General features: G+C 66.8%; 21 protein-coding genes. 7 read left to right on the forward strand and 14 right to left on the reverse strand.

Annotated features, from left to right (window positions below; translation table 11 throughout):
* Nucleotides 1-50 precede the first annotated feature (50 nt).
* Genes BMY35_RS16870 through BMY35_RS16895 form a run of 6 tightly spaced genes read right to left on the reverse strand, consistent with a single transcriptional unit; the run spans nt 51 to nt 5,488 of the window.
* Complete coding sequence (locus BMY35_RS16870) at nt 51-815, reverse strand: alpha/beta fold hydrolase (protein ID WP_093201197.1); 765 nt, start codon at nt 813-815, stop codon at nt 51-53.
* Nucleotides 812-2,044 (reverse strand): MFS transporter, encoded by a 1,233-nt coding sequence (locus tag BMY35_RS16875; protein ID WP_177213654.1) that lies wholly within the window; start codon nt 2,042-2,044, stop codon nt 812-814. The genes BMY35_RS16870 and BMY35_RS16875 overlap by 4 nt, the downstream gene beginning before the upstream one ends.
* A complete protein-coding gene (locus tag BMY35_RS16880) occupies nt 2,041-2,472 on the reverse strand; it encodes a carboxymuconolactone decarboxylase family protein (protein ID WP_093201199.1) in 432 nt (143 codons plus the stop codon). Before BMY35_RS16880 ends, BMY35_RS16875 begins: the two co-directional genes overlap by 4 nt.
* Entirely contained in the window at nt 2,469-3,683 is a 1,215-nt protein-coding gene (pcaB, locus tag BMY35_RS16885) for a 3-carboxy-cis,cis-muconate cycloisomerase (protein WP_093201202.1), read from the reverse strand. Before pcaB ends, BMY35_RS16880 begins: the two co-directional genes overlap by 4 nt.
* Before the next feature lie 19 nt (nt 3,684-3,702).
* Nucleotides 3,703-4,536, reverse strand: coding sequence for a shikimate dehydrogenase family protein (locus tag BMY35_RS16890; RefSeq protein WP_093201205.1), 834 nt, complete (start codon nt 4,534-4,536; stop codon nt 3,703-3,705).
* A gap of 28 nt (nt 4,537-4,564) precedes the next feature.
* Nucleotides 4,565-5,488 (reverse strand): shikimate dehydrogenase family protein, encoded by a 924-nt coding sequence (locus BMY35_RS16895; RefSeq protein WP_093201207.1) that lies wholly within the window; start codon nt 5,486-5,488, stop codon nt 4,565-4,567.
* A 199-nt stretch (nt 5,489-5,687) separates the two neighbouring features.
* Here BMY35_RS16895 and BMY35_RS16900 point away from each other — a divergent pair, with 199 nt between their 5' ends.
* The 7 genes from BMY35_RS16900 to BMY35_RS16930 all read left to right on the forward strand — a co-directional run bounded on the left by BMY35_RS16900 (nt 5,688) and on the right by BMY35_RS16930 (nt 11,918).
* Nucleotides 5,688-6,482 carry an IclR family transcriptional regulator domain-containing protein gene (locus BMY35_RS16900; RefSeq protein WP_093201210.1) on the forward strand — a complete coding sequence of 265 codons (795 nt, stop codon included), beginning with the start codon at nt 5,688-5,690 and terminating at the stop codon, nt 6,480-6,482.
* 8 nt (nt 6,483-6,490) lie between these two features.
* Nucleotides 6,491-7,156: a hypothetical protein gene (locus BMY35_RS16905; protein WP_093201212.1), complete on the forward strand. Its 666-nt coding sequence runs from the start codon at nt 6,491-6,493 to the stop codon at nt 7,154-7,156.
* 67 nt (nt 7,157-7,223) lie between these two features.
* Nucleotides 7,224-8,234 carry a Bug family tripartite tricarboxylate transporter substrate binding protein gene (locus BMY35_RS16910; protein WP_093201215.1) on the forward strand — a complete coding sequence of 337 codons (1,011 nt, stop codon included), beginning with the start codon at nt 7,224-7,226 and terminating at the stop codon, nt 8,232-8,234.
* 132 nt (nt 8,235-8,366) lie between these two features.
* Nucleotides 8,367-9,032, forward strand: a complete 666-nt coding sequence (locus BMY35_RS16915) for a response regulator (protein WP_093201217.1) — start codon at nt 8,367-8,369, stop codon at nt 9,030-9,032.
* On the forward strand, nt 9,033-10,460 hold the full coding sequence (locus tag BMY35_RS16920; RefSeq protein WP_093201220.1) for a sensor histidine kinase: 1,428 nt from the start codon (nt 9,033-9,035) through the stop codon (nt 10,458-10,460). It abuts the gene before it with no gap.
* 13 nt (nt 10,461-10,473) lie between these two features.
* Nucleotides 10,474-11,487: a Bug family tripartite tricarboxylate transporter substrate binding protein gene (locus BMY35_RS16925; RefSeq protein ID WP_093201222.1), complete on the forward strand. Its 1,014-nt coding sequence runs from the start codon at nt 10,474-10,476 to the stop codon at nt 11,485-11,487.
* 23 nt (nt 11,488-11,510) lie between these two features.
* The gene (locus tag BMY35_RS16930) at nt 11,511-11,918 is read left to right on the forward strand and encodes a DUF6194 family protein (RefSeq protein ID WP_093201225.1); all 408 of its coding nucleotides are present in this window, start codon (nt 11,511-11,513) and stop codon (nt 11,916-11,918) included.
* Here the strand turns inward: BMY35_RS16930 and BMY35_RS16935 are convergent.
* The 8 genes from BMY35_RS16935 to BMY35_RS16965 all read right to left on the reverse strand — a co-directional run bounded on the left by BMY35_RS16935 (nt 11,915) and on the right by BMY35_RS16965 (nt 21,438).
* On the reverse strand, nt 11,915-13,141 hold the full coding sequence (locus BMY35_RS16935; RefSeq protein ID WP_093201228.1) for an ROK family transcriptional regulator: 1,227 nt from the start codon (nt 13,139-13,141) through the stop codon (nt 11,915-11,917). The two genes, BMY35_RS16930 and BMY35_RS16935, sit on opposite strands and share 4 nt — an antisense overlap.
* A complete protein-coding gene (locus BMY35_RS16940) occupies nt 13,134-13,934 on the reverse strand; it encodes an ATP-binding cassette domain-containing protein (protein ID WP_093201230.1) in 801 nt (266 codons plus the stop codon). The genes BMY35_RS16935 and BMY35_RS16940 overlap by 8 nt, the downstream gene beginning before the upstream one ends.
* Nucleotides 13,934-14,893, reverse strand: coding sequence for an ABC transporter permease (locus BMY35_RS16945; protein ID WP_093201233.1), 960 nt, complete (start codon nt 14,891-14,893; stop codon nt 13,934-13,936). The genes BMY35_RS16940 and BMY35_RS16945 overlap by 1 nt, the downstream gene beginning before the upstream one ends.
* Before the next feature lie 33 nt (nt 14,894-14,926).
* A complete protein-coding gene (locus BMY35_RS16950) occupies nt 14,927-15,943 on the reverse strand; it encodes a sugar ABC transporter substrate-binding protein (protein WP_093201235.1) in 1,017 nt (338 codons plus the stop codon).
* Between the two features lie 361 nt (nt 15,944-16,304).
* Nucleotides 16,305-16,595: a DUF7710 domain-containing protein gene (locus BMY35_RS16955; RefSeq protein ID WP_093201238.1), complete on the reverse strand. Its 291-nt coding sequence runs from the start codon at nt 16,593-16,595 to the stop codon at nt 16,305-16,307.
* Nucleotides 16,596-16,633: 38 nt separating this feature from the next.
* Nucleotides 16,634-17,104: a hypothetical protein gene (locus BMY35_RS16960; RefSeq protein ID WP_093201240.1), complete on the reverse strand. Its 471-nt coding sequence runs from the start codon at nt 17,102-17,104 to the stop codon at nt 16,634-16,636.
* A 244-nt stretch (nt 17,105-17,348) separates the two neighbouring features.
* Entirely contained in the window at nt 17,349-17,954 is a 606-nt protein-coding gene (locus BMY35_RS37725) for a hypothetical protein (RefSeq protein ID WP_143080696.1), read from the reverse strand.
* A 1-nt stretch (nt 17,955) separates the two neighbouring features.
* Entirely contained in the window at nt 17,956-21,438 is a 3,483-nt protein-coding gene (locus BMY35_RS16965) for an RHS repeat-associated core domain-containing protein (protein ID WP_256228658.1), read from the reverse strand.
* Nucleotides 21,439-21,501: the final 63 nt, after the last annotated feature.

The following is a 21,501-nucleotide window of genomic DNA, read 5'->3' on the forward strand; positions in this document are numbered from 1 at the left end:
TTCGCACGAAATACGGGATACACCTAGGCCGGCCGCCCCGCTCGCGCCCCTCAAAGGCTGCGCCAGAAATCGATCAGCAGCTGTGTGAACTCCACCGGCCGTTCGACCGCGCTGAGGTGCGCCGCGTCGATGGTGGCCAGGCGCGAGCCCGGAATGGCGCCCACCATGGCCTCGGACATGGCCATGGGCGTGGCCTCGTCCTGCAGCCCGCCGATCACCAGCGTGGGCACCGCAACGCGGCGATTGCTCTCGCGGAAATCGATGGCCGCGACGGCGTTGCAACTCTCGATGTAGCCCTGCGCGTCGGTGCGCACCAGCACGTCGTGCAGCGTCTTCGCAGCGACTGCGCCTTCGGGTGTGCCCACGTAGGCCGGCGTGAGCCAGCGCGACACGGCGCCGGGGGCGATGGCGGCCACGCCCCTGGCGGCGACCGTCTCGACGCGCGTGCGCCAAGTCGACTGGTCGGGGTAGTAGGCGGCCGAATTGGCGATCACCATCGTCCTCAGCAGCTCGGGGTGTCTCACAGCCAGCGCCTGCCCCGTCATGCCGCCCATCGAGAGGCCGACGAAGTGCACGGGCTCTCCGCCCGCCTCGCGCCGGATGAACTCTGCCGCGTCTTGCGCCAGCGTCTCGATGCGCAGCGCGCCGGGCACCACTTCCGAAGCGCCGTGGTTGCGGTGGTCGTAGCGCAGCACTGTGTGGGCACGCGAGAGCTGCGCGGCCACGCCGTCCCACATGCTCAGGTCGCAGCCCAGCGCATGGCTGAGCACGACGATCGGGCCATCGCCCTCGCGAACGACATTCAAACGGGTCATGGTGTGGTTTCCTTTCTCGGGTGTTGCAGACGCGGCAGCCAGAGGAATGCGATGGCCACCAGCATGCTGCCGGCCAGCAGCATCGGCACGACCATCGGCCAGGCGCCGTTGGAAAAATCGGCGTCGACGAAACGCGCGGCCAGTTGCCCCGCGCAGAACGCGACCATCATCATGCCGAAGCCGGACCACGACACGGCCCGGCCCGCCAGGTGCGGCAGGTCGCCCACCGCGCCCGCCTGCCCGCAGGGCTGGTGGATGCCGTGGCCCAGGCAGTAGACCGCGTGGCCGAACAGCAGCGGCACGGCGCTCAGCGGCATGAGCCAGCAGCCCAGCGCCTGGATGGTGGCTCCGGCGAGGCTCAGCGACGCGCCCAGCTTCACCGTGCGCACGGGCCCGTAGCGCCGCAGCAGGCTGCGGCACATGGTCGTGCTGAAGATGTAGACCAGCGAGCCGCCGGCCGGGATCCAGCCGTACCAAGCGGGCGACCAGCCCAGATAGCCGATGTAGACCATCGGCGAGAGCAGCAGGAAGCAGAACAGCCCGCCGTAGGTGGTGGCGGCCACCGAGGCCCAGGCACGGAACGAGCGGCTGGCGAACACGGCGCGCGTGCTGCCGCGCGGCGCGGACGACTCGCCCTCGCCCACCGGCCGGCGCGTTTCGCCGAACGAGCGCCAGCAGAGCACGAACAGCACCGCGGCATAGACGGCCATCGCAGCCATCACCCAGCGCCAGCCCGCGCCCTGCACCAGCCACGCGCCGAGCAGCGGCGCCATCAGCCCGACGATGCCGAGGCCCGTGAGGCCGCGCGCCATCACGTGCGGACCTTCGTGCGCGGGATAGAGGTCGCGCACCGCGGCGCGCGCGCACACCAGGATGGCCGCCATCGAGAAGCCCTGCAGCGTGCGCCACCCGGCAAGCAGCGCCACGCTGTCGGCGAACGCGCCGCCCAGCGCCGCGACGGTGTAGCAGCCCAGCCCTGCCAGCAACACCGGTCGCCGCCCAAAGCGATCAGCCAGCGGGCCGCACAGCAGCTGCGCAAAGCCGAAGGCCAGCACGAACAGCGTGAGGCTGGTGCTGGCCGAGCCGAGCTCCTTCGCAATGGCGGGAAGCGCGGGGAGATAACTGTCGGTGGCCACCGGCTGCGCCGCCAGCAGCAGCGGCAACAGCAAAGTGAAAGTGATGCCGAAGCGGCCTTTCCGGTCTTTGCCGGGAGTGACCGGCGCGGTCACTGGGGCGCCGCAGGCAGCAGGCCCTTCTCGCGCAGGATGCCCGTCGCGATGCCGAAGGCGTGGTTGGCCACCGGCACGCCGCAGTAGATGGCGGCCATCATGATCACTTCCTTGATGTCGTCCGGCGTGAGGCGCGACTCGGGCGGCGCGTCGAGCGCGGCGCGCACGTGCATCGCGAACTCCTCGTAGGCGTGGATGCCCAGCATCATCGACAGCACCATGTAGCGGCGCGTCTTGTCGCCCAGCGCGGGGCGGCCCCAGATGTCGTTCCAGGCGTGGCGCGTGATGAGTTCCTGGAACTCGGCGTTGAAGCCGTTGCGGTTGGCGAGCGACTTGTCGACCCAGGCGTCGCCGAGCACGCGGCGGCGGTTGACGAGGCCGGCTTCATAGACGCCGGGCTGGACGGGCGGGTTTTCGGGGGTGGTCATCGGGAGAGTTCCTTGTCTGTATCGAGCCGGGCCTGCAGCGCCTTCACTTCGGCGAGCGCGGTCTGTCCGGCGTTGTGCGCGAGCGCGGGGTCGAACCATTCGTCCGCCGCGTCGCGCGGGAGTTCGGCGCGCAGCCGGTCGATGTTGGCGCGCATGCGCGCGGCGTCGACCTGCAGGCCGGGCAAGGCGGCAGCCATCGCGCGCACGCTGCCGTGCGCCGACATCAGCAGTTGCGGCCATTCGGCCAGCTCGGCCTGCCAGGCGCCGAGGGCGCGCTCGTGCTGCTGCGGCATGGCGCCGAGCAAGGCGGCCACGCGCTGCGGCGCGCGGTGCGCGGCGGCGATGGCGACCATCGAGGCCACCGGATTGCGCTTGTGCGGCATAGCCGACGAGCCGCCACGGCCCGGCTCGCTGGGCTCGGTGACTTCGCTGACCTCGTACTGCCCGAGCAGCGAGATGTCGACCGCGATCTTGCCCAGGCTGCCGGTAATGAGGCCCAGCTCGCAGCCGAGCGCGACCCATTCGTCGCGCTGCGTGTGCCAGGTCGCGCCGGGGTCGCCCAGGCCGAGTTCCTTGGCCATGCGCTTGCGCACCGCCGCGCCCTGCCCCTTCATCTGCGCCAGCGTGCCGATGGCGCCGCCGAGCTGCAGCTGCAGCGCATGCTTCGCGGCGTCGCGCAGGCGGATGCGGCTGCGCACCAGCGGCGCGGCCCAGCCGGCGCACTTGAAGCCGAAGCTGGTGACCGAGGCCGGCTGCATCAGCGTGCGCGCGAGCATCGGCGTCTCGGCGTGCGTCACGGCCAGGCGCAGCAGCGCGTCGGCGGCCTTGGCCAGGTCGGTCTCGACGAGCGCGACCGCCTCGCGCGTGACCAGCGCCATCGCGCTGTCGATCACGTCCTGGCTGGTGCTGCCGAAATGCACGAAGGGCGCGGCCTCGGCATTGAAGAGGCCGACCGCCTCGCGCAGCGCCTTCACCAGCGGGATCGCGACGCTGCCCGCGCGGCCGCTCTCGCGCACGATCTTGGCGACATCGAACAGCTCGACCTTGCAGCTGCTCACGATCGAATGCGCGGCGCTCTCGGGAATCAGCCCTTCGGCGGCTTGCGCGCGCGCCAGTGCTGCCTCGAAGCGCAGCATGGCGTCGACGAAGGCGCGGTCGCTGAAGGCGCCTAGCGTTTCGGAAGTGGAAAGGAAGCCTTCGAAAATACTCATCGCACGAGCCTTCCTTTCTTCAGTATTTCAGCTGCGCCACGGCGCGCAGCTCTTCGGGCGAGGCGGTGCCGAAGCCGAAGAACTCCAGGTATGCCGGAATCATCTCGAACAGCATGTCGGTGCCCACCTGCACCTGGCAGCCCTTGGCCTTGGCGGCCTGCAGCAGCGGCGTGTACTCGGTCTTCATCACGACCTCGCCGACGAAGGTGGACGGGTCGATGCGGTCCACGTCGAAGGGCAGCGGATCGCCCTCCTTCATGCCCAGCGGCGTGGCGTTGACGACCACGTCGTAGCCGGCCGGGTCCTTCGAGCCCGTGGCCACCTTCATCTGCGGATAGTGCTCGCGCAGCCGCGCAGCCAGCGCGCCGGCCGAGGCCTCGCTCATGTCGAACAGCATCAGCTCCGCGGCGCCGGCAGCGGCGATCGACGCGGCGATGGCCGAGCCCACGCCGCCCGTGCCCGACACCAGCACGCGCGTGCCCTTGAAGAGCCGCCCCTTGCGCTCCACGCCGCGCACGAAGCCGGCGCCGTCGAACTGGTCGCCCAGCAGCGTGCCGTCGGGGCGCTTGAGGACTGCGTTGCAGGCGCCGGCCACGCGCGCGGTGGGCGTCACCTCGTCGACCAGCGACATCGTCGTCACCTTGTGCGGCATCGTCACGAGCGCGCCGCGGATGTTGCTGAACTTGAAGATCTGCGGCAGCGACGCCGCGTAGTCCTCGGGTTTCACGCCCATGGGCACCACGACGGCGTCGATGCCCTGCTTGTCGAACCAGGGGTTGTAGATCATCGGAGCCTTGAAGGTCTCCGTGGGGTAGCCGATGTGGGCGATGAGCGTGGACTTGCCGGAAATCATGTGGGTCGTTTCGGGGTTGAAGCGTGGCTCAGGCCACGCTTGGTGAGTGATAGCGCAGGGGTTGCGCGATCTCGGCGTGCATCGCCGGCGGATAGATGATTTCGCGCAGGAAGCCGGCGTCGGCCTGCATCGCCTCCGCCGCGTCCATGTGGCCGAAATAGCGGAAGTAGTGCGGCATCTGCTGGATGAGCATCTCGAAGCCAGCCTGCGCATTGAGCCCGCGCGCACGGGCCGCGCGCACCAGCGGCGTCGGCTGGTTGCGCAGCAGGATGTCGAAGAGCGCCGCGTGGCCGTCCATGCGCGCCACGTCGACGGGCAGCGCGTCGTCGTCGCTCAGCCCCAGCTGGGTGGCGTTGACGACGAGGTCGTAGCCCTCGGGTGCATTGCTGTCGGCCACGACCACGTTCGCGTCGAAGAAGGCGTCGAGCTTGGCGGCCACGCCCGCCGCCTTGCCGGCGGCCTTGTCGTACATGGCGATGTGCGCCGCGCCGTTCACCGTGCCGCCCTCGGCCAGGGCGACGCCGATGGCTGCGGCGCTCACGCCCGCGCCGAGGATCAGCACGCGCTTGCCGCGGAAGGGAATGTTGTAGTGGTCGAGCGCGCCGATCAGGCCCTCGCCGTCGAAGAGGTCGCCCTCGAGCTGGTCGCCTTCGGTGCGTCGCACCACGTTGACCGAACCCGCCACGCGGCCGAAGAGGCCGCATCCTTCGAGCAGGTCGACCACCAGCGGCTTGTGCGGCGGCGCGATCACCATGCCGCGCACGTTGCGCGCGAGAAATGCCGACTTGAAGAACACCGCGAAGTCGCGCACCGGCACCTGCATGGGCAGCAGCACCGCGTCGATGCCGAAGCGCTCGAAGGCCGCGTTGAACATGCGCGGGAGCCGCACGTTGCGAACCGGGTCGCCGGGGATCAGGTAAGCCTGGGTGCTGCCGCTGATGGAATGGCTCATGTGCATGCTTCCGTTCGTCAATCGCTCTTTTCGAGGCCGGATGGCGAGCTTTATAGTCTCTTCGGCCAATCCCTGCAGCCTTTGGGGCATCAAATCGTGCGATCATCGATCTTTAAAATGCATTGATCGATCAATTCGAGGGTTTTCACCTGCACCGAATGCAAACCCGGCCCCTTTCCGCGAAGGCACACTTCCGCCCATGAGCAAGGACAGCAAGGACGACCCGGCGCCGCCTCCCGGCCTGGACAAGCGCGACTGGATCGCCGGCCTCGAGCGCGGCGTGAGCATCATCGAAGCCTTCGACGACGCCAACCCGCGCCTCACCGCCAGCCAGGCCGGCCAGCGCACGAACATGACCCGCACCGCCGCGCGGCGCTACCTGCTGACCCTGCAGCACATGGGCTACGTGGCCAGCGACGGCAAGCTGTTCTGGCTCACGCCGCGCGTGCTGCGACTGGGCCAGTCGTACCTGGAATCGGCGCGCCTGCCGCGCGTGGTGCAGCCCTTCCTGCAGCGGGTGGCGGCCGGCACCAACGAGATCGCGTACCTCAGCGTGATGGACGGCGACGAGGTCGTCTACATCGCACGCAACGGCCCCAACCGCAGCATGAGCACCGGCTACGTGCTCGGCGCACGCGTGCCGGCGCAGGTCACCGCCTCGGGCATGCTGATGCTGGCCCTGCGCAGCGATGCCGAGCTGGACGGATGGCTGACGACGAAGCAGCTCACCGTGTTCACATCGCACACCATCGCGAGCATGGAGCGCATGAAGCTCGAGCTCGCGCGCATCCGGGCGCAGGGCTGGGCACTGTCGGAACAGCAGCTCGACCTGAACTCGCGCGGCATCGCGGTGCCGCTGCGCGATCGGCACGGCACGCTGGTGGGCGCGCTGAACATCACGATGCCGATGGGGCACGAGAGTTCGGAAGACGCGGTGGCGCGGGTGCTGCCGGTGCTGCGGGAGACGGCGCAGGCGATGCGCAACCTGATCTGAGAGTCGCCGTGACCGCCGACACGCCCGGGCCATCGAGCCAGACCGCGCTGCCCGACTGGGCCGCGCAGTCGAAACCCGTGGAGGACGTGCGCATCGACATCGCATTCATCATCGAGCCCTCGTTCTATTACGGCCCGTCCTCGAACATCACAGCGGGGCAATGGGAGAGGCTGCGCGAGCCGCTGTACCAGCCGGCCATCCCGGGCGCGGCGCAGGGCTTCGTGCTGTCGGCCGACTGCATCGGCCACGAGGACGAACTCTGCAGCCACTACCGCGACGTGCTGGCCAAGGCCACGCGCCATGGAAAGGACCCGGCCAGGGGCCCTCACTTCTGGAACAGGCCGGTAGTCCATGCGCCCGGCCGCTTCCTGCTGAGCTTTCCGTGGCACGACCGCTTCAGCGAGGGCCGGGCCTTCATCGAGTCGCTCACCGCGGGCACGCCCGGCGAGGTCTTCTCCGACTACGAGCAGGGCTGGTTCCTCGACCTGCGACTGCACGACGGCACCCTGTACCTGCGCGACGACGACCCCGACGAAGGCGAGACCTTCCACAACCTGTGCTTCGCCTACGAGCCGGTGCGCGCCCAGGTCGAGAGCGTGCTGGCGCGCGTGGAAACCCTGATCGCCCGGCTCGCGCGCGAATTCGGCCGGGATTACTGGACGAACGGCAACTGACAGGATTCCGACAGCATCCGCCGGGCAGGATGCGCGCTTTCAATCCAAAAAGCGCTGGAGACAATCCATGTCCGACCTCTTTTCCCCCGACGACGCCCGCCTGAACCGCCGCGGCCTCCTGCAAGCTGGCGGCGCCCTGGCTCTCGGCGGCCTGCTGCCCTCAATGGCCTCCGCGCAGGACACCTGGCCGAACAAGTCGATCCGCTTCGTCGTGCCCTTCGCGCCCGGCGGCAGCTCGGAGATCGTCGCGCGCTCGACCGCCGCCGAGCTCTCGCGCACCCTGGGCCAGAGCGTGTTCGTCGACAACAAGCCGGGCGCGGCCGGCAACATCGCGATGGGCGAGGTGGCGCGTGCCACCGATCAGCACACGATCATCCTGGGCCACATCGGCACGCTGGCCGTCAACCCGTACATCTTCGCCAAGCTGCCCTACGACGCGAACAAGGACTTCAAGCCCGTGAGCCTGCTGGCCAAGGTGCCCAGCCTGTACGTGGTGCACCCCGACGTGCCGGCAAAGAACCTCAAGGAGTTCATCGCCTACGCCAAGTCGAAGCCTGGCAAGCTCAGCTACGGCTCGGCGGGCAACGGCAGCGCGGGCCACCTGGCCTTCGAGTACCTGAAGATGACGGCCGACGTGTTCATGCTGCACGTGCCGTACCGCGGCACCGGCCCGATGGTGACCGACCTGCTCTCGGGCCGGCTCGACGCCTCGGCTATCGGGGCGGCGGCGGTCCTCCAGTTCATCAAGGCGGGCAAGGTGCGCTGCATCGCGACCGGCTCGGCCAAGCGCCTGCCGCAGCTGCCCGACGTGCCGACCGTGGCCGAGCAGGGCTTCCCGGGCTTCGAGATGACGCAGTGGTACGGCATGCTCGCCCCGGCCAGCATCACGCCGCAGCAGCTCGCCAAGCTCTCGGCCGAGACGATGAAGGCGGTGAAGTCGCCCGACTCGATGCAGCGGCTGACCAACGACGCTGCCGAGGCCATCGGCGGCACGCCGGAGCAGTTCGCGCAATTCATCGCGTCCGAGCAAACCCGCTGGCAGAAGGTCATCGCAAGGGCAAACATCAAGCCCGACTAATTGGCAAACCCCCAGGCTTCGCGCACTTCGTGTCGCTACGCCAACCCCCTTGCAGGGGGCAACACCTGCGGCCCGGCAAAGCCGGTTCCGCGGTGTTTCGCAAAAAAGACCCAGGGCCACTAGGATCGACTGATGCGCATCCTTCTTGCCGAAGACGAACACACCCTGGGCACCTGGCTGTGCAAGGCGCTGGAGCACGCGGGCATCCAGGTCGAATGGGTGGACGACGGCCGCCTGGCCGACCGGGCGCTGCAGCAGCGCGACCATGACGCGCTGGTGCTCGACCTGGGCCTGCCCGGGCTCGACGGTCATACGGTGCTGCAGCGGCTGCGCGAACGCGACCAGCGGCTGCCGGCGCTGATCCTCACGGCGCGCGACTCGCTCAACGAGCGCGTGGCCTCGCTCAATGCGGGCGCCGACGACTTCCTCGCCAAGCCCTTCGCGCTGGCCGAACTCGAGGCGCGGCTGCATGCGCTGGTGCGGCGCGCGCGTGGCGTGGAGCATCCGCGCCAGGCCTGCGGCCCGCTGGTGTACGACGGCGCGCGCAGGCATTTCACGCTCAACGGCGAGGCGCTGGCGCTCTCGCCGCGCGAGCTGGCCGTGCTGCGCGTGCTGGTGCAGCGCAGCGGAGAGCCGCTGTCGAAGCAGCAGATCCTCGACCGGGTGTTCTCCGACGACGAGGAAGTGCACCCCGAGGCGGTGGAGGTCTTCGTCTACCGGCTGCGCAAGCGGCTGGATGGCAGCGGCGTACGCATCGTCACGCTGCGCGGGCTGGGCTATGTGCTGGAAGCAGACTGAATGAGCGTGGTGGCCGACGTGGCGCACCGCCTGCGGCGCGCGAGCCTGTGGCAACGGCTGGCGCTGCTGCTCTTCCCCGCCCTGCTGGTCGTGACCTGCATCGAACTGTGGATGACGCGGCACGACGCGCTGGCCGCGGCCAATGCGGCCTACGACCGCTCGCTGCTGGGCGCGCTGAAGTCCATCGACGCCAACATCTCGACCGCCTCTGGCGGCCTCTCGGTCGAGCTGCCGTACACGATGTTCGAGTTCTTCGAGCTGACGGCGAGCGGCCAAGTGTTCTTCCGTGTCTCCACGTCCGACGGGCTGGTCGAGCTCGGCAGCGCCGACCTGCCCACCCCGCCAGCCGAGTTGAAGATGGGCGTGCCGGCCTTCTACGACGCCACTTACTTCGGCGAGGCGGTGCGCCTCGCGGCCTACCGTCGCGACCTCGACCGCGCGCCCGCCGGCAGCACCGGGCGCAGCGTGCTGATCCAGGTCGGCGAAAGCACACGCTCCAGGCAGGAGTTCAGCGCGCGCTTCGTGCGCAGCGCGGCGCTGCGCGACGGGCTGGTGCTGGCGATGCTGCTGTGCGGCACCGCGATTGCGCTCGCGGCGGCGCTGCGTCCGCTCTCGCGGCTGGCGCGCGAGGTGAGCGCGCGCACGAGCGACGACCTCACGCGCATCGCGGAGACCGACCTCCCCGCCGAGGTGCGCCCGCTGGTGGCGGCCGTCAACCAGCAGATGTCGCGCACGCAGGATCTGGTGGCCCAGCAGCGCCAGTTTCTCGACGACGCTTCGCACCAACTGCGCACCCACCTGACCACGCTGCAGATGCAGGCCGACTACGCGCGGCGCGAGGAAGACCCGGCGCAGGTGCGCGTGGCACTCGACGCGCTCGGCACCGAGATCGGCCGCGCCACGCGCAGCGCGCAGCAGCTGCTGGCGCTGGGCCGCAGCGACACGGTGTCGGTGGAGCCCGCCGAGTTCGATCTGGCGGCGCTGCTGCGCGAAGTGGCCGTCGACCTGCTGCCGCTGGCGCGCGCAAAACGCATTGATCTGGGCATCCATTCGCCCTCCCCCGAATTTCCAGCAGTGGCCGATCGCGGGCTGATGCGCGAGGCACTGGGCAACCTGGTGACCAACGCGATCACCTACACGCCGGCCGAAGGCACCATCACGCTGTTTGCCGCGGGCGACGCAGCGGGCTGGAGCCTGAATGTGGAAGACAGCGGACCCGGCATCGGCGAAGAGGAGCGCGCCGCGCTGGGCCAGCGCTTCCGTCGCGGCGCACGCGCGGGCAAGGGCGGCTTCGGGCTCGGGCTGGCCATTGCGCGCTCCATCGCGCAGCGGCACCAGGGCGAGTTGCGGCTCGAGGCGCGCGAAGCCGGGCCGGGGCTGCATGCGATCATCTGGTGGCCACGTACTCCCGCCCCGGCTGCCACCTGACAAGTCCGCCGCCATGCCTCACTCCTCCAATCGACGCCATGCACTGCGTGTGCTGTGCGCGCTGCTTGCGCCGTCGCTCGGCATGCGCGCGCTGGCTGCGGGCGATCCTTCCGAGGAGCCCGCCGACTGCGTGATCCCCGCCAAGGCCGGCGGCGGTTTCGCGCTGACCTGTGCGCTCGCGCGCGACGCGCTGCAGGCCGTGCGGCCCGCCCGTCCGCCGCTTGCCCAACGCTACCTGCCGGGCGGCATCGGCGCCGTGGCCTTCGACCGCATCGCCACCGGCAAGCTCGGCGGGCCGGGCACGCTGGTGGCGTTCTCGAGCGGCTCGCTGCTCAACCTGGCACAGGGCCGCTTCGGTCCGCATTCGCCCTCGGCCGTGCGCTGGATCGCCACGCTGGGAACCGACTACGGCGTGATCGCCGTGCACCGCGACTCGCCCTTCAAGCGCCTGCAGGACCTCGTCGCCGCGCTGCGGCAGGACCCGTCGCGCATCGCCTTCGGAGCGGGCGGCACGGTCGGCAGCCAGGACTGGGTGAAGGCCGCGCTGCTGGTGCGCGCCGCGGGTCGCGACCACAAGGCGATGCGTTTCGTGTCCTTCGAAGGCGGCGGGGACGCCCTGAGCGCCCTGCAGGGCAGGCACGTCGATGCATTCCCCGGCGACGCGGCGGAGGCGATGCAGGCCATTGCGGGCGGCGCCGCCGTGCGGCTGCTCGCGGTGCTGTCGGAAAACCGCCTGGGCGGCGCGCTCACCGGCGTGCCGACCGCGCGCGAGCAAGGCGTGGACCTCGTGTGGCCGACCGTGCGGGGCCTGTACCTGAGCGCGGACGTGCCCGACGCCGCCGCGCAGGCGTGGGCCAGGGCCTTCCGCGAGGCGAGCGCGGCACCCGGCTACGCCGCGCTGCGCGAGCAGCACGGCCTCTACCCTTTCGCGCTCACAGGCGCCGCGCTCGACGACTACGTACAGGCACAGATCAAGTCCTACCGCCGGCTGGCGGACGAACTGGGCCTGCGGCGCTGGCCCTCCTGAGGAATGCAGGCAAGATCGCGTTCATGACCGAAGACGCCATCACCCAACACATCATCGACATGCTGGCCGGCGGCCATTTCCAGATCGCCGACGACAACACCTTCTTCTTCCACGACGGGGACGACAAGTTCCCTTTCGCCACCATCGTGACGAAGGACAACGAGTTCGACAACGCCTCGAAGCTGGACCGCGCTGGCGTGTTCCGGCTGAACGTCGGCATGGGCAAGGAGCGCTTTCGGGCACTGTTCGGCGAGGAGCCGACTGCCGTCGACCACAGCGCGCTCGACACGCTGATGCCGCATCCGGTGTACGGGAAGATGTACTGGGTCAGCGTGATCAACCCGAGCGCGAAGACCTTCGAGACGGTGAAGCCGCTGATCGCCGAGGCGCTGAGCCTCGCGCGATCGCGGAAGACCGGCCAGGCAGGCTAGGCAGCCTTCAGGAACACGTCGTGGTCCGGCGCGAAGTTGGCGTGCAGCGGCAGCATCGCGCCGCCCAGCGCACAGGCCTGTGCGCCGGCCTTGCCGCCGTGCAGCTGCGGCTGCCACAGGCCTTCCCAGTTGCAGTGGTCGAGCGCGTCGCGGGTCTGGTCGAGCAGCGCCTGCAGCAGCGGGCGCGACATGGAGCCGTCGACCACCACGTCGGACAGGTCGAGCATGGCGGTACCGCAGACGATGGCATGCGCCAGCGCCTGCGATGCGCTCGCCAGCCAGGCCAGCGTGGCGCCCGCAAAAGGCGGCTGCAGCGCGCGGTCGTCGTAGGCGGCCATCGGGTCGAGGCCTTCGCCGCTCAGGCGCTGCTCCAACTCCCACAGCGACGCCTGCGCAACCAGCTGGGGCGGTAGCGCGCCGCGGCTGCCCGGCGGCTGCATCGGCAACGACGCCAGCGCACCCGCGTTGCCATGCGCGCCGGTGTGCAGATGCGAGTTGATGACCAGCCCGCCGCCCACGAAGGTGTCGACGAAGATGTACAGGAAGCTCTTGAGGTCGTGCCCCCGCCCGCCGACCAGCTCGGCGACGCAGGCGGCCACGGTGTCGCGCGCGAAGCTCACCGGCACGTCGGTGCGCGCCCGCACCTCGGCAGCCAGGTCCATCTGGTTCCACAGGTCGGACTGCGCCTTCGACAGCCCCAGCGTGCGGTGCCAGCCGCCGAGCAGGAACGGCGCGGCCAGCCCCACGCCCACGTTGCGCGAGGCCAGCGGCCCCAGCCCGTCGCGCAGGCGATGAATGTGCTGCGCGATGGCGGGCAGCAGCTCTTCCGCGTCGGGAAAGTCGTAGCCGATGGCGTGGCGCTCGCGCACCTGCGCGGTGAAATCGATCAGCAGCCACTCGGCGCCGCGCCGCCCCACCTTGATGCCGATGGCGAAGGCGCCGTCGGGGTTCAGCGCCAGCGGCACCGAAGGTTGGCCGATGCGGCCGCGCACGCGGCTCTGCTTGACGATGAGCCCGTCCTCCTCCAGCCGCGCGGTGATGAGCCCGATGGTCTGCGCGCTCAGCCCGGTCAGCCGGGCCAGCTCGGCCTTGGGCAGGCTGCCGTGAACGCGCAGTGCCTGCAGCACCGTGCGTTCGTTGAACTGGCGCATGCCGACCTGGTTGGAGCCGCGGGGCCGCAGCAGGTCGGGCGTGCGCGCAGCGGGTGCGTGCGCATCAGGCATGCGCCTCCGCAGGCAGTTGGTCGGCAGGCATCGCGCCAGTCATCACTGCGACCGTGTCGCTCATGCTGATCTTCTTCGGGTCGAGCACGGCCGCTCGCCGGCCGAGGCGCGCCACGTGGATGCGGTCGGCCACCTCGAACACGTGCGGCATGTTGTGGCTGATGAGCACCACGGGCAAGCCGCGATCGCGCACGCGGCGGATCAGCTCCAGCACCATGTTGCCCTCCTTCACGCCGAGCGCGGCGGTGGGCTCGTCCATGATGACCACGTGCCGCGCGAAGGCCGCGCTGCGCGCCACGGCCACGCATTGGCGCTGGCCGCCGGAAAGCGTTTCGACCGCCTGCGTCATCGACTGGATGCCGACCTTCAGGTCGGCCATGCGGGCCGTGCTTTCCTGCAGCATCTTCTTCTTGTCGAGCATGCGCAGCACGTTGCCCATGAAGCCGGGGCGGCGCAGCTCGCGGCCGAGGAACAGGTTCTCGTAGATGGTCATGGCGGGCGCCACGGCCAGGTCTTGATAGACCGTCTCGATGCCGGCGCGGCGCGCCTCCAGCGGATTGCGGAAATGCACCGGCTCGCCGTCGAGCAGGATCTGCCCTTCGTCGGGCACGATCGCGCCCGACAGCGCCTTGATGAGCGATGACTTGCCCGCACCGTTGTCGCCGATCACCGCGAGGATTTCTCCTTCGCGCAGTTCGAAGTCGACGCCGGCGAGCGCGGTGACCTGGCCGTAGCGCTTCACCAGGCCCTTGGCCTGCATGACGATCTTGCGGGGGTTTGCAGCGGAGGTCATCAGCGGGCTCCCCGGCGCGAGAGTTGGTCGGCCGTGACGGCCAGGATCACGAGCACGCCCGTCACCAGCACCTGGTAGATCGACGACACGCCCATCAGCGTAAGACCGTTGCGGAACACGCCCACGATCAGCACGCCGATCAGCGAACCCAGCACGATGCCGCGCCCGCCGAAGAGGCTGGTGCCGCCGAGCACCACGGCCGTGATGGCGTCGAGGTTCTCGGTCTGGCCAGCGTTCGGGTCGCCCACGCCGGTGCGCGCCACCGACAGCAGCGAGGCAATGCCATAGAGCACGCCCGCCATCACGTACACGCCCAGCAGCACGCGCTGGGTCGGGATGCCGACCAGCCGCGTGGCCTCGGCGTTGTTGCCCACGGCGTAGACGTGCCGCCCCGCCGCCGTCTCGCGCAGCACGAACCACGCGAGAAAGTAGAGCGCCACCATCAGCACCGAACCCCAGGCCACCTCGGCGCCGCCGATGGCGAAGGTGGCGCCCAGGCCCGTGAGGCCGCCGGGCAGGTCGGTGATGGTCTGCGACGACGAGTACAGCTGCGTGATCGCGAAGGCGATGTTCAGCGTGCCCAGCGTCACGATGAAGGGCGGCAGCTTGATGCGGGTGACCAGCAGGCCGTTGAGCAGGCCGAACAGCGTCGTCACGCCGATGCCGCAGAGGATGGCCACCGGCGCCGGCAGGCCGAGCTCGGTGGCGAACTTGCTCATGATGATGCCGCCCAGCGCCATCACCATGCCGCACGACAGGTCGATGCCCGCCGTGAGGATCACCAGCGTCTGGCCGATGGCGATCACGCCGACCACCATCACCTGCTGCAGGATCAGCGACAGGTTTCCGCCCGTGAGAAAGCGGTCGGACTGGGTCGCAAAGAAGATGCATGCGCCGAGCAGGGCCAGCCACGGCCCCAGGGCGCCCCACGGAATGTGGTGCGTCGCGGATTTCGCCATCGAGATACTCCTCCCCGGAGGGCTGTCAGTTGATTACTTCTTGCCCCAGCAAAGCTCGGTGCCGGTCTTCGTGTCCTTGCTGTCGACGCCGGCCACGCTCTTGCCGGCGATCAGCGTCACGCCGGTGTCGACATAGCCCGAGGCCTTCTTGCCCGTCTTCGCGAACTCGACGCCCGCGGCCACGCCCATTGCGGCCATCTTCAGCGGGTACTGCTGCGAGGTCGCGGCGATGATGCCGGCGGCCGTGTCCTTGATGCCCTGGCAGCCGCCGTCGACCGAGACGATCATCACGCCCTTCTCCTTGCCGGCGCGCTTCAGCGCGTTGTACGCACCGGCCGCGGCGGGCTCGTTGATGGTGTAGACCAGGTTCACGTCGGGTGCCTTCTGCAGGCAGTTTTCCATCACCGTCTGCGCCTTGGCCTGGTCGCCGAAGCTGTCGGCCATGCAGACGATCTCGGGCGCCTTCGACAGCTCGTTCGACTTCGCGTCGTTGGCCGGCAGCCCGAAGCCCTTCATGAAGCCGTTGTGGCGCTGCGCGCCCACCGGGTGCCCCGGCAGCAGGTCGAGCGCGACGATCTTCGCCGGCTTGCCCGCCATCGCGGCCTTGGCGTACTCGCCGATCAGCACGCCGGCCGTGTAGTTGTTGGTGGCGAAGAGCGCATCGGTCGCGTCCGGCGGATCGGCCGGGCTGTCGAGCGCAATCACCATCACGCCCTTGTCGCGCGCCTTCTTGATCGCGGGAACGATGGCCTTGGCGTCGCTCGGCGTGATGAGGATGGTCTTGGCACCGGCCGCGATCATGTTTTCCATCGCCGTGATCTGGCCCGCGTTGTCGCCGTCGGCCTTGCCCGCGCCGGAAAGCAGCTTCGCGCCCTGCTTCTTGGCTTCTTCCTGCGCGCCTTCCTTCATCTTGACGAAGAAGGGGTTGGTTTCGGTCTTGGTGACGAGGCCGATGACGGGCTGGTCGGCGGCGAAGGCGGAGGACGAAGCGGTGAGTGCGGCGAGCGACAGTGCTGCCAGGGCGAGGACGGAGCGAGGGCTGGTGTGCATGGGTTGTCTCCTTGGGCGGGCGGTTTGCGCCTGCGGTTTTGGATCCGGATCGCGTGGTGGAAAGCGGGCATCCGGGCGCAAGGGGACTATCGAGCAGCCGAGGGACTAAATCAAGGTGATTTAGTTATCGAAAACCCGAAGATGAAGAAGGGGCTACCGAGGCGCTTGCATCAGCGAGAAGACGAAAGGGCCTCATGGAGACCTTCAGTCAAACAGTTTCGAGGCTGCCCCGTGAGCGTTGTACAGCCGGAAGCCGGCGCGTCGTAGTTGAAGGCAACGGGTGATGTCCCATTGGTCGATCACCCCGGTCATGCGGAGGTCGCCCGATGCGAAGGACGGTTCGTCGACCGCCCGCGCTTGATCATGTTGCCGCGCTTGCTGTGGCCCCGTTCTCAAAATGCATGTGCTCTTGCGCTGCACTCGAAAAATTCCCGATGAAGTCCGGCGTCAAATCTCTTTCCGACTTCACTTTGAAATTCCCGCTTTCAATCGACCACTCATAGACCGAAACACCCACAGGGTACTTGGTCAAAGTGCCGGTCAATCTGTAATTTTTTATCCAATCCAGCGCGTCCGCCTTGGCTGTAAAAATGGCCGAAGGAAATCTCGCTTTTGGCCCGTTAAAAACCCAGACTTCCTTTATTTCACCCATCAAGAACAACTTCTATATTTAACAAGAATAAACGTAAATCATTTGCCCGCGTCAAGAAAAAATTTCAAACGCGACGGGTCAATCAGATCCAACACTTCGCACGCAGCTTCGGCATGCTCTCCATTCAACTCCCGATAGAAAATCCATAACCCTTCGAGAACGCGAAGTCGAACTCGCCGCTGCATTTCCTTGTATTCCTCGTTGGAAACCTCCGCACTGGACGCGGCAACAATCTGGAATATGAGCTCAAGCGTGTCAATTTTGACATGCTTAGGGCGAGCATTCAAAAGCGAGGCAATAAGCACCTGAAGCGTCGGCTCAGCAGCACTAAAGAGACGCCCTTGAACAACAACATGATTTTCAATTTCCCAATAGTATTTTTCCGCCTCTTCTATTGAAGAACTCAACAAAGCCTCCAAGGCGAGCGGGATGGAATCGGCTCGCCCTTGGGCCTCTTCATATTTGCTCCAGTCAATTCTGGAACATTCAATCAAGGCGAAATCCATCATTTTTCCCTCAAAGCTAAACTGACGAGAAGCATCATCTGTGCACGCAGTTGAATCCGCCTGCTAGATCTCCGCCCTGCCTAGTACTTCGCCGGCCGCGCAGTGCCCCCTCACTGCGGCGCGCAGATGATCGCTGGTAGAACGCCATCTTCCGGTCATGACCGCGGCACCACCCTCTGCCCGTCGTTCCTCAGCGGATCCTGCCCGACGTCGTAGGCATCGACGTTATCGCGCGTGCTTAGCAATTTCATCCACCAGAAAAGTTCAAGCTGGAATTAGCCTCATCAGATTTCAATCTCGACACAAATCCCAAATCCGAGGTATCTAGCACGTCAGCAAATCTAGACTTCCCACCCAATGCCCACACTCCACTTACCTGATAGTGCTCACCCACGAAATAACGAATATTCTGCCGCAAAACTTCATTACTCAAACTTTCGTAGACGTCTTTAATAACCTTCAAAACCCTGGACGCATTCTCAAAAGAAAGAAGGTCAATATTGCCGTAAAAACCATGTGCAGGAAGTGAACTCCCCCATCGCACCATGATATCTACACAAGCATCCATGACATCATCGACATTAATATTCGATTGAGCTGATTTATGCCTTACACATGACTCAAGATAGCTACAGATGGAAGCCTCCGGCAATACATCCTCATCATCAAAACGCCGCTCCACCTCTTGTCTTAGTTTCAAATTTTTAGCAAGAATCACAGAGGCATCTATGCCTGAGATGTTTTGAGGTCGCACCCACACAAACGGCCCAACGCCCTCATCCCTCACAATTAACTCCTCAATGGAAATTGAAATCGACAAGGTAGAGATAAAAAAACCGTATTCACTTTTCATTTCATGGAGTCTTCATAGGAGTTTTCAAGGCATTTTGCAGACGCATGACATATGGATCGGCAAGGTCGTGCAATTTCTTCTTATCGCAATCCGACATATCATAAGAATTATCCACACTCTTGAGTTCTTTTTTTAAACGCCCCAATATATCGCTTCCTTTTTGGGTATGCCATTTCCCTCCGGTCGGTAGCCCAGTTGTTCTTTCATTCAATATTGCGCCCGATACACCGCCGGGGATTTGAGGGTTGGAGTTGATGTGCCCTGCATCAGCATAGTCATGCTGCGCAATGAGTGCTTCGATCCGAGCGCGTTTATCCGCATAGATTGCGGCGCCATTGATCGGACACTGGGGCTTTCTTGCGCTCAGCCCCAAAGGATCGACCCACTCCGTCGGGTTGAGGCTATATGCATGAGTGTTGGTTCCTCCCAGCAAGCCCATCGGATCTCGAGAAAGAAACCGGCCTAGGCGTGGCTCGTAATACCGATACCGGTTGTAGTGCAGCCCGGTTTCCTCATCCCAGTACTGCCCCTGAAACCGGATCGGATTCCTGAACCCCGCCCTTCTCCCCGCCTCGCTGATCGCCTCCCGCGCCTCTCCCCACGCCTTGTACTGCGCCGACCAGGCCACACTGCCTCCGTGGTCCGTCAGCTCCTGCGGCGTACCCAGGTGATCGCACTGGTAGAACGCCATCTCCTTCCTGTCGAACGCTCGAGGCACATGCCTCTGCTCGCCATTCCACAGCGGATCCTGCTCGATGTCGTAGACGCCTCCGTTGGCCTCCATCAACGCCTTCGCATCCGTCGTCTCGCTCAGCGCCATCGCGCTCGCACGACGCACCTGCACCAGCGGCACGAACGAGTTCGCCTCGTGGATGTAGTGCACGCTCCAGCCGTGCTCGCCTCCTTCTTCGATCGCTGACCGGCTCTGCGTGCTCTCGAACGCGAGCACGTCGCCGTCCCAGCCGAAGAGCGTCGTCGTCTCGCCCGAGCTCTTCGACAGTCGGCGCCCCAGTGCGTCGTAGCTGAAGGTGGTGGTGATGCCGCTCTGGTCGGTCGCTGCCGTCATGCGGTTGAAGCTGTCCCATGCAAAGACGGTGCGCCAGCCGTTGCGCATCCGTTCCGTCATGTTGCCGCGCTCGTCGTAGCGGTAGCTGGTGCCGGCGTAGTTCTTCAACAGGTTGTCCAGCAACTTGCTGGCCGGGTGCCTGAGTGCGTCGTTGGTCGCCGGAGGGTCGACGATGTTGCCTGCGGGGTCGAATGCGAAGGTCTCGCGCCCCAAGCGGCTGTTGGCTTCGAGCAGACGGCCCACCGGGTCATACCGGTAGCTCAGGTTGCCGCGCCGACTGTCGCCGATGCCCACCAGTTGACCCGCCTTGTCGTAGCTGTAGCTGCGCCGGATGCCGGCGATCGATTCGATCACGCCGGGCTTGGTGCGCGAGATCTGCTGTTCGAGCAGCCGACCCGCCGGGTCGTACTTCTGTCGCTGGCTCAGTCCGTTGCCCTGCTCGCGCGCAATCTCGCGGTGAAGGTCGTCTCGCTCGAAGTCGAGGATGTTCTGGCCATCGACCATCAAGCCGTGCACGTGGCCGGAGCCATACGTCAGCCACTGGGTGACGTGCCCGTCGGGGCGCACGGTGGCAATGCGCTGGTTGAGTTCGTCGTAGCGGTGCTGCCAGACTGCAGTGCGCTTGCGCTCCACGTAGTGGTGATGTTCGCGCGTCAGGTTGCCGGCTGGGTCGTAGAACCACTGCAGGCGCGCGTCGCTGTTGGTCGCTTCGAGCAGGCGGCCGTTGCGGTCGTAGGCGAAGCGCTCGGACTGCTCGCCGGCACGGCGTTCGCTCAAGCGGCCCAGCGGGTCGAATTCGAGTTCGGTGCGATGGCCTGCCTCGACCACTTCAGCGAGGATGCCGGTGGTTTCTTCATGGACGTACTGCGTGGCCTTGCGATCGAAGCCGTTCTCCTCCAGCAGGCGGCCCACGGGGTCGTAGCGGAAGTCGTAGCGGCTGCCGTTCTCGTTGTGCAGCTCGGTCAGGCGGCCCAGCAGGTCCCAGTAGTACTTGAGCGAGCGGCCCGCGGCGTCGGTACGGCCGGCGATCAGGCCGGCGCGCGTGTAGCTGTAGCGCGTGGCACGCCCGAGTGCGTCGGTGTGTTTGAGCAACCTGCCTTCGGCGTCGTGCTCGAAATGCTCGATCGTCTGGTCGGGCTGCACGATTTCCTCGAGCTGGCCGGCGGTGTAGCGGTATCCGGTTGCGTTGCCGGCGGCATCGGTGGCCTTGGTCAGCCGACCCCGGTCGTCGTACTCCCAGCGGCTGGTCTTGGCGGAGCAGTCGGTGTAGCTGAGCAGTTGCCCCGATGCGGAGTAGGCCAGCGCCTTCACACCCCCCTTCGCATCGGTGATGCGCACGGGCCTGCCGGCCTTGTCGTAGGCGTACTCGGTCTTGTGGCCCAGCGGATCGATCTCTTCCGTGAGATGGCCTTGGGCGTCGTAGTCGCGCTTCCACACGCCACCTTCCGCGTCGCGGATGCCCGTGAGCCGGTGCAACCTGTCGTACTCGAAGTGCACGCGGCTGCCGTCCGCACGCGTGTGCGTCTGCAGGTTGCCGTCGGCATCGTAGGTGTAGTCGTCTGTCGTGCCGTCTGTGTGCACGTGGCGCGTGACGTTCTTCGCGTCATCGCGGAAGAACCACTCCTGCAGCTTGTCGGGATGGATGATCCGGTAGGTGTAGCCCTCGATGTCGTAGTAGTGCCAGGTCTCGCCGCCCAATGCATCGGTCACGTAGGTCAAGCGGATGTTCCTGTCCCACTCCAGCTTCAGTGCGAAACTGCCGTCGTCGGACCACTCGCGCACGGCCTTGGCATCTGCTCCCGTCCCGTCGTACTCGAGGTTCATGCCCCGGCCGGTGCGGTCGGTGTAGCGGGTCACGAGGTGGTGGCTGTAGGTGTAGCTCCAGCTCGCGCCGTCTTCGTCCTGCGCGGCGACGAGATCGCGCTGCGCGTCGTGCGTGTAGGCGGCCAACTGGCGCACGACCTGGCCGTCCTTGAGCTCCCACAGCGACTGGATGAGCCCTGTCTGCGCATCGGGCTTCGTGCCCACGTGCGCCATGACGGCTTCGCCATGCTTGCTGATGATGTCGCTGAGCACGCGCTCGCCCGTTGCCGCAACGACGTGGTCGTAGCGCAGGCCGATGGACATGCCGTCCTTCGCCTGCTGCGTCACGAGCCGGAAGTGAGGCTGCTTGCTGTCGACGTACTCGTAGATCTCGCGCCACTCGCTTTGCTCGCCCGCAGGCAGCGGCTTGCCGAAGTCCAGCACCAGCAGGCTCTCGCTCAGGCGCGAGAGGCTGACTTCCTCGATGCGGTCGAACCAGGTCTGGCCCACCTCCAGCAGCGGGTAGGCATGGCTGCGGCCGTCGGCGGCGTGATGGACCAGGCTCGCCTTGCCCTGGCGAGCGCCACGCACAGGCGTGGCCACGTCCACGCGCATGCCGTACGGGGTGATCCAGCGCGCACCAAGGCTGCCTCGGTCGAAGGCATCGAGGTCACTGGC

Source organism: Variovorax sp. YR750, from assembly GCF_900109805.1.
In the GTDB taxonomy this organism is placed as follows: domain Bacteria; phylum Pseudomonadota; class Gammaproteobacteria; order Burkholderiales; family Burkholderiaceae_C; genus Variovorax; species Variovorax gossypii.

What these genes read in the sequence shown, in the direction of transcription:
- BMY35_RS16880 (WP_093201199.1), bottom strand. Translation starts at nt 2,472, where the DNA reads ATGACCACCCCCGAAAACCCGCCCGTCCAGCCCGGCGTCTATGAAGCC.
- BMY35_RS16930 (WP_093201225.1), top strand. Translation starts at nt 11,511, where the DNA reads ATGACCGAAGACGCCATCACCCAACACATCATCGACATGCTGGCCGGC.
- BMY35_RS16965 (WP_256228658.1), bottom strand. Translation starts at nt 21,438, where the DNA reads ATGCGCGTGGACGTGGCCACGCCTGTGCGTGGCGCTCGCCAGGGCAAG.
- BMY35_RS16915 (WP_093201217.1), top strand. Translation starts at nt 8,367, where the DNA reads ATGCGCATCCTTCTTGCCGAAGACGAACACACCCTGGGCACCTGGCTG.
- BMY35_RS16895 (WP_093201207.1), bottom strand. Translation starts at nt 5,488, where the DNA reads ATGAGCCATTCCATCAGCGGCAGCACCCAGGCTTACCTGATCCCCGGC.
- BMY35_RS16870 (WP_093201197.1), bottom strand. Translation starts at nt 815, where the DNA reads ATGACCCGTTTGAATGTCGTTCGCGAGGGCGATGGCCCGATCGTCGTG.
- pcaB (WP_093201202.1), bottom strand. Translation starts at nt 3,683, where the DNA reads ATGAGTATTTTCGAAGGCTTCCTTTCCACTTCCGAAACGCTAGGCGCC.
- BMY35_RS16955 (WP_093201238.1), bottom strand. Translation starts at nt 16,595, where the DNA reads ATGGGTGAAATAAAGGAAGTCTGGGTTTTTAACGGGCCAAAAGCGAGA.
- BMY35_RS16935 (WP_093201228.1), bottom strand. Translation starts at nt 13,141, where the DNA reads ATGCCTGATGCGCACGCACCCGCTGCGCGCACGCCCGACCTGCTGCGG.
- BMY35_RS16890 (WP_093201205.1), bottom strand. Translation starts at nt 4,536, where the DNA reads ATGATTTCCGGCAAGTCCACGCTCATCGCCCACATCGGCTACCCCACG.
- BMY35_RS16920 (WP_093201220.1), top strand. Translation starts at nt 9,033, where the DNA reads ATGAGCGTGGTGGCCGACGTGGCGCACCGCCTGCGGCGCGCGAGCCTG.
- BMY35_RS16950 (WP_093201235.1), bottom strand. Translation starts at nt 15,943, where the DNA reads ATGCACACCAGCCCTCGCTCCGTCCTCGCCCTGGCAGCACTGTCGCTC.
- BMY35_RS16945 (WP_093201233.1), bottom strand. Translation starts at nt 14,893, where the DNA reads ATGGCGAAATCCGCGACGCACCACATTCCGTGGGGCGCCCTGGGGCCG.
- BMY35_RS16925 (WP_093201222.1), top strand. Translation starts at nt 10,474, where the DNA reads ATGCCTCACTCCTCCAATCGACGCCATGCACTGCGTGTGCTGTGCGCG.
- BMY35_RS16900 (WP_093201210.1), top strand. Translation starts at nt 5,688, where the DNA reads ATGAGCAAGGACAGCAAGGACGACCCGGCGCCGCCTCCCGGCCTGGAC.
- BMY35_RS37725 (WP_143080696.1), bottom strand. Translation starts at nt 17,954, where the DNA reads ATGAAAAGTGAATACGGTTTTTTTATCTCTACCTTGTCGATTTCAATT.
- BMY35_RS16910 (WP_093201215.1), top strand. Translation starts at nt 7,224, where the DNA reads ATGTCCGACCTCTTTTCCCCCGACGACGCCCGCCTGAACCGCCGCGGC.
- BMY35_RS16940 (WP_093201230.1), bottom strand. Translation starts at nt 13,934, where the DNA reads ATGACCTCCGCTGCAAACCCCCGCAAGATCGTCATGCAGGCCAAGGGC.
- BMY35_RS16960 (WP_093201240.1), bottom strand. Translation starts at nt 17,104, where the DNA reads ATGATGGATTTCGCCTTGATTGAATGTTCCAGAATTGACTGGAGCAAA.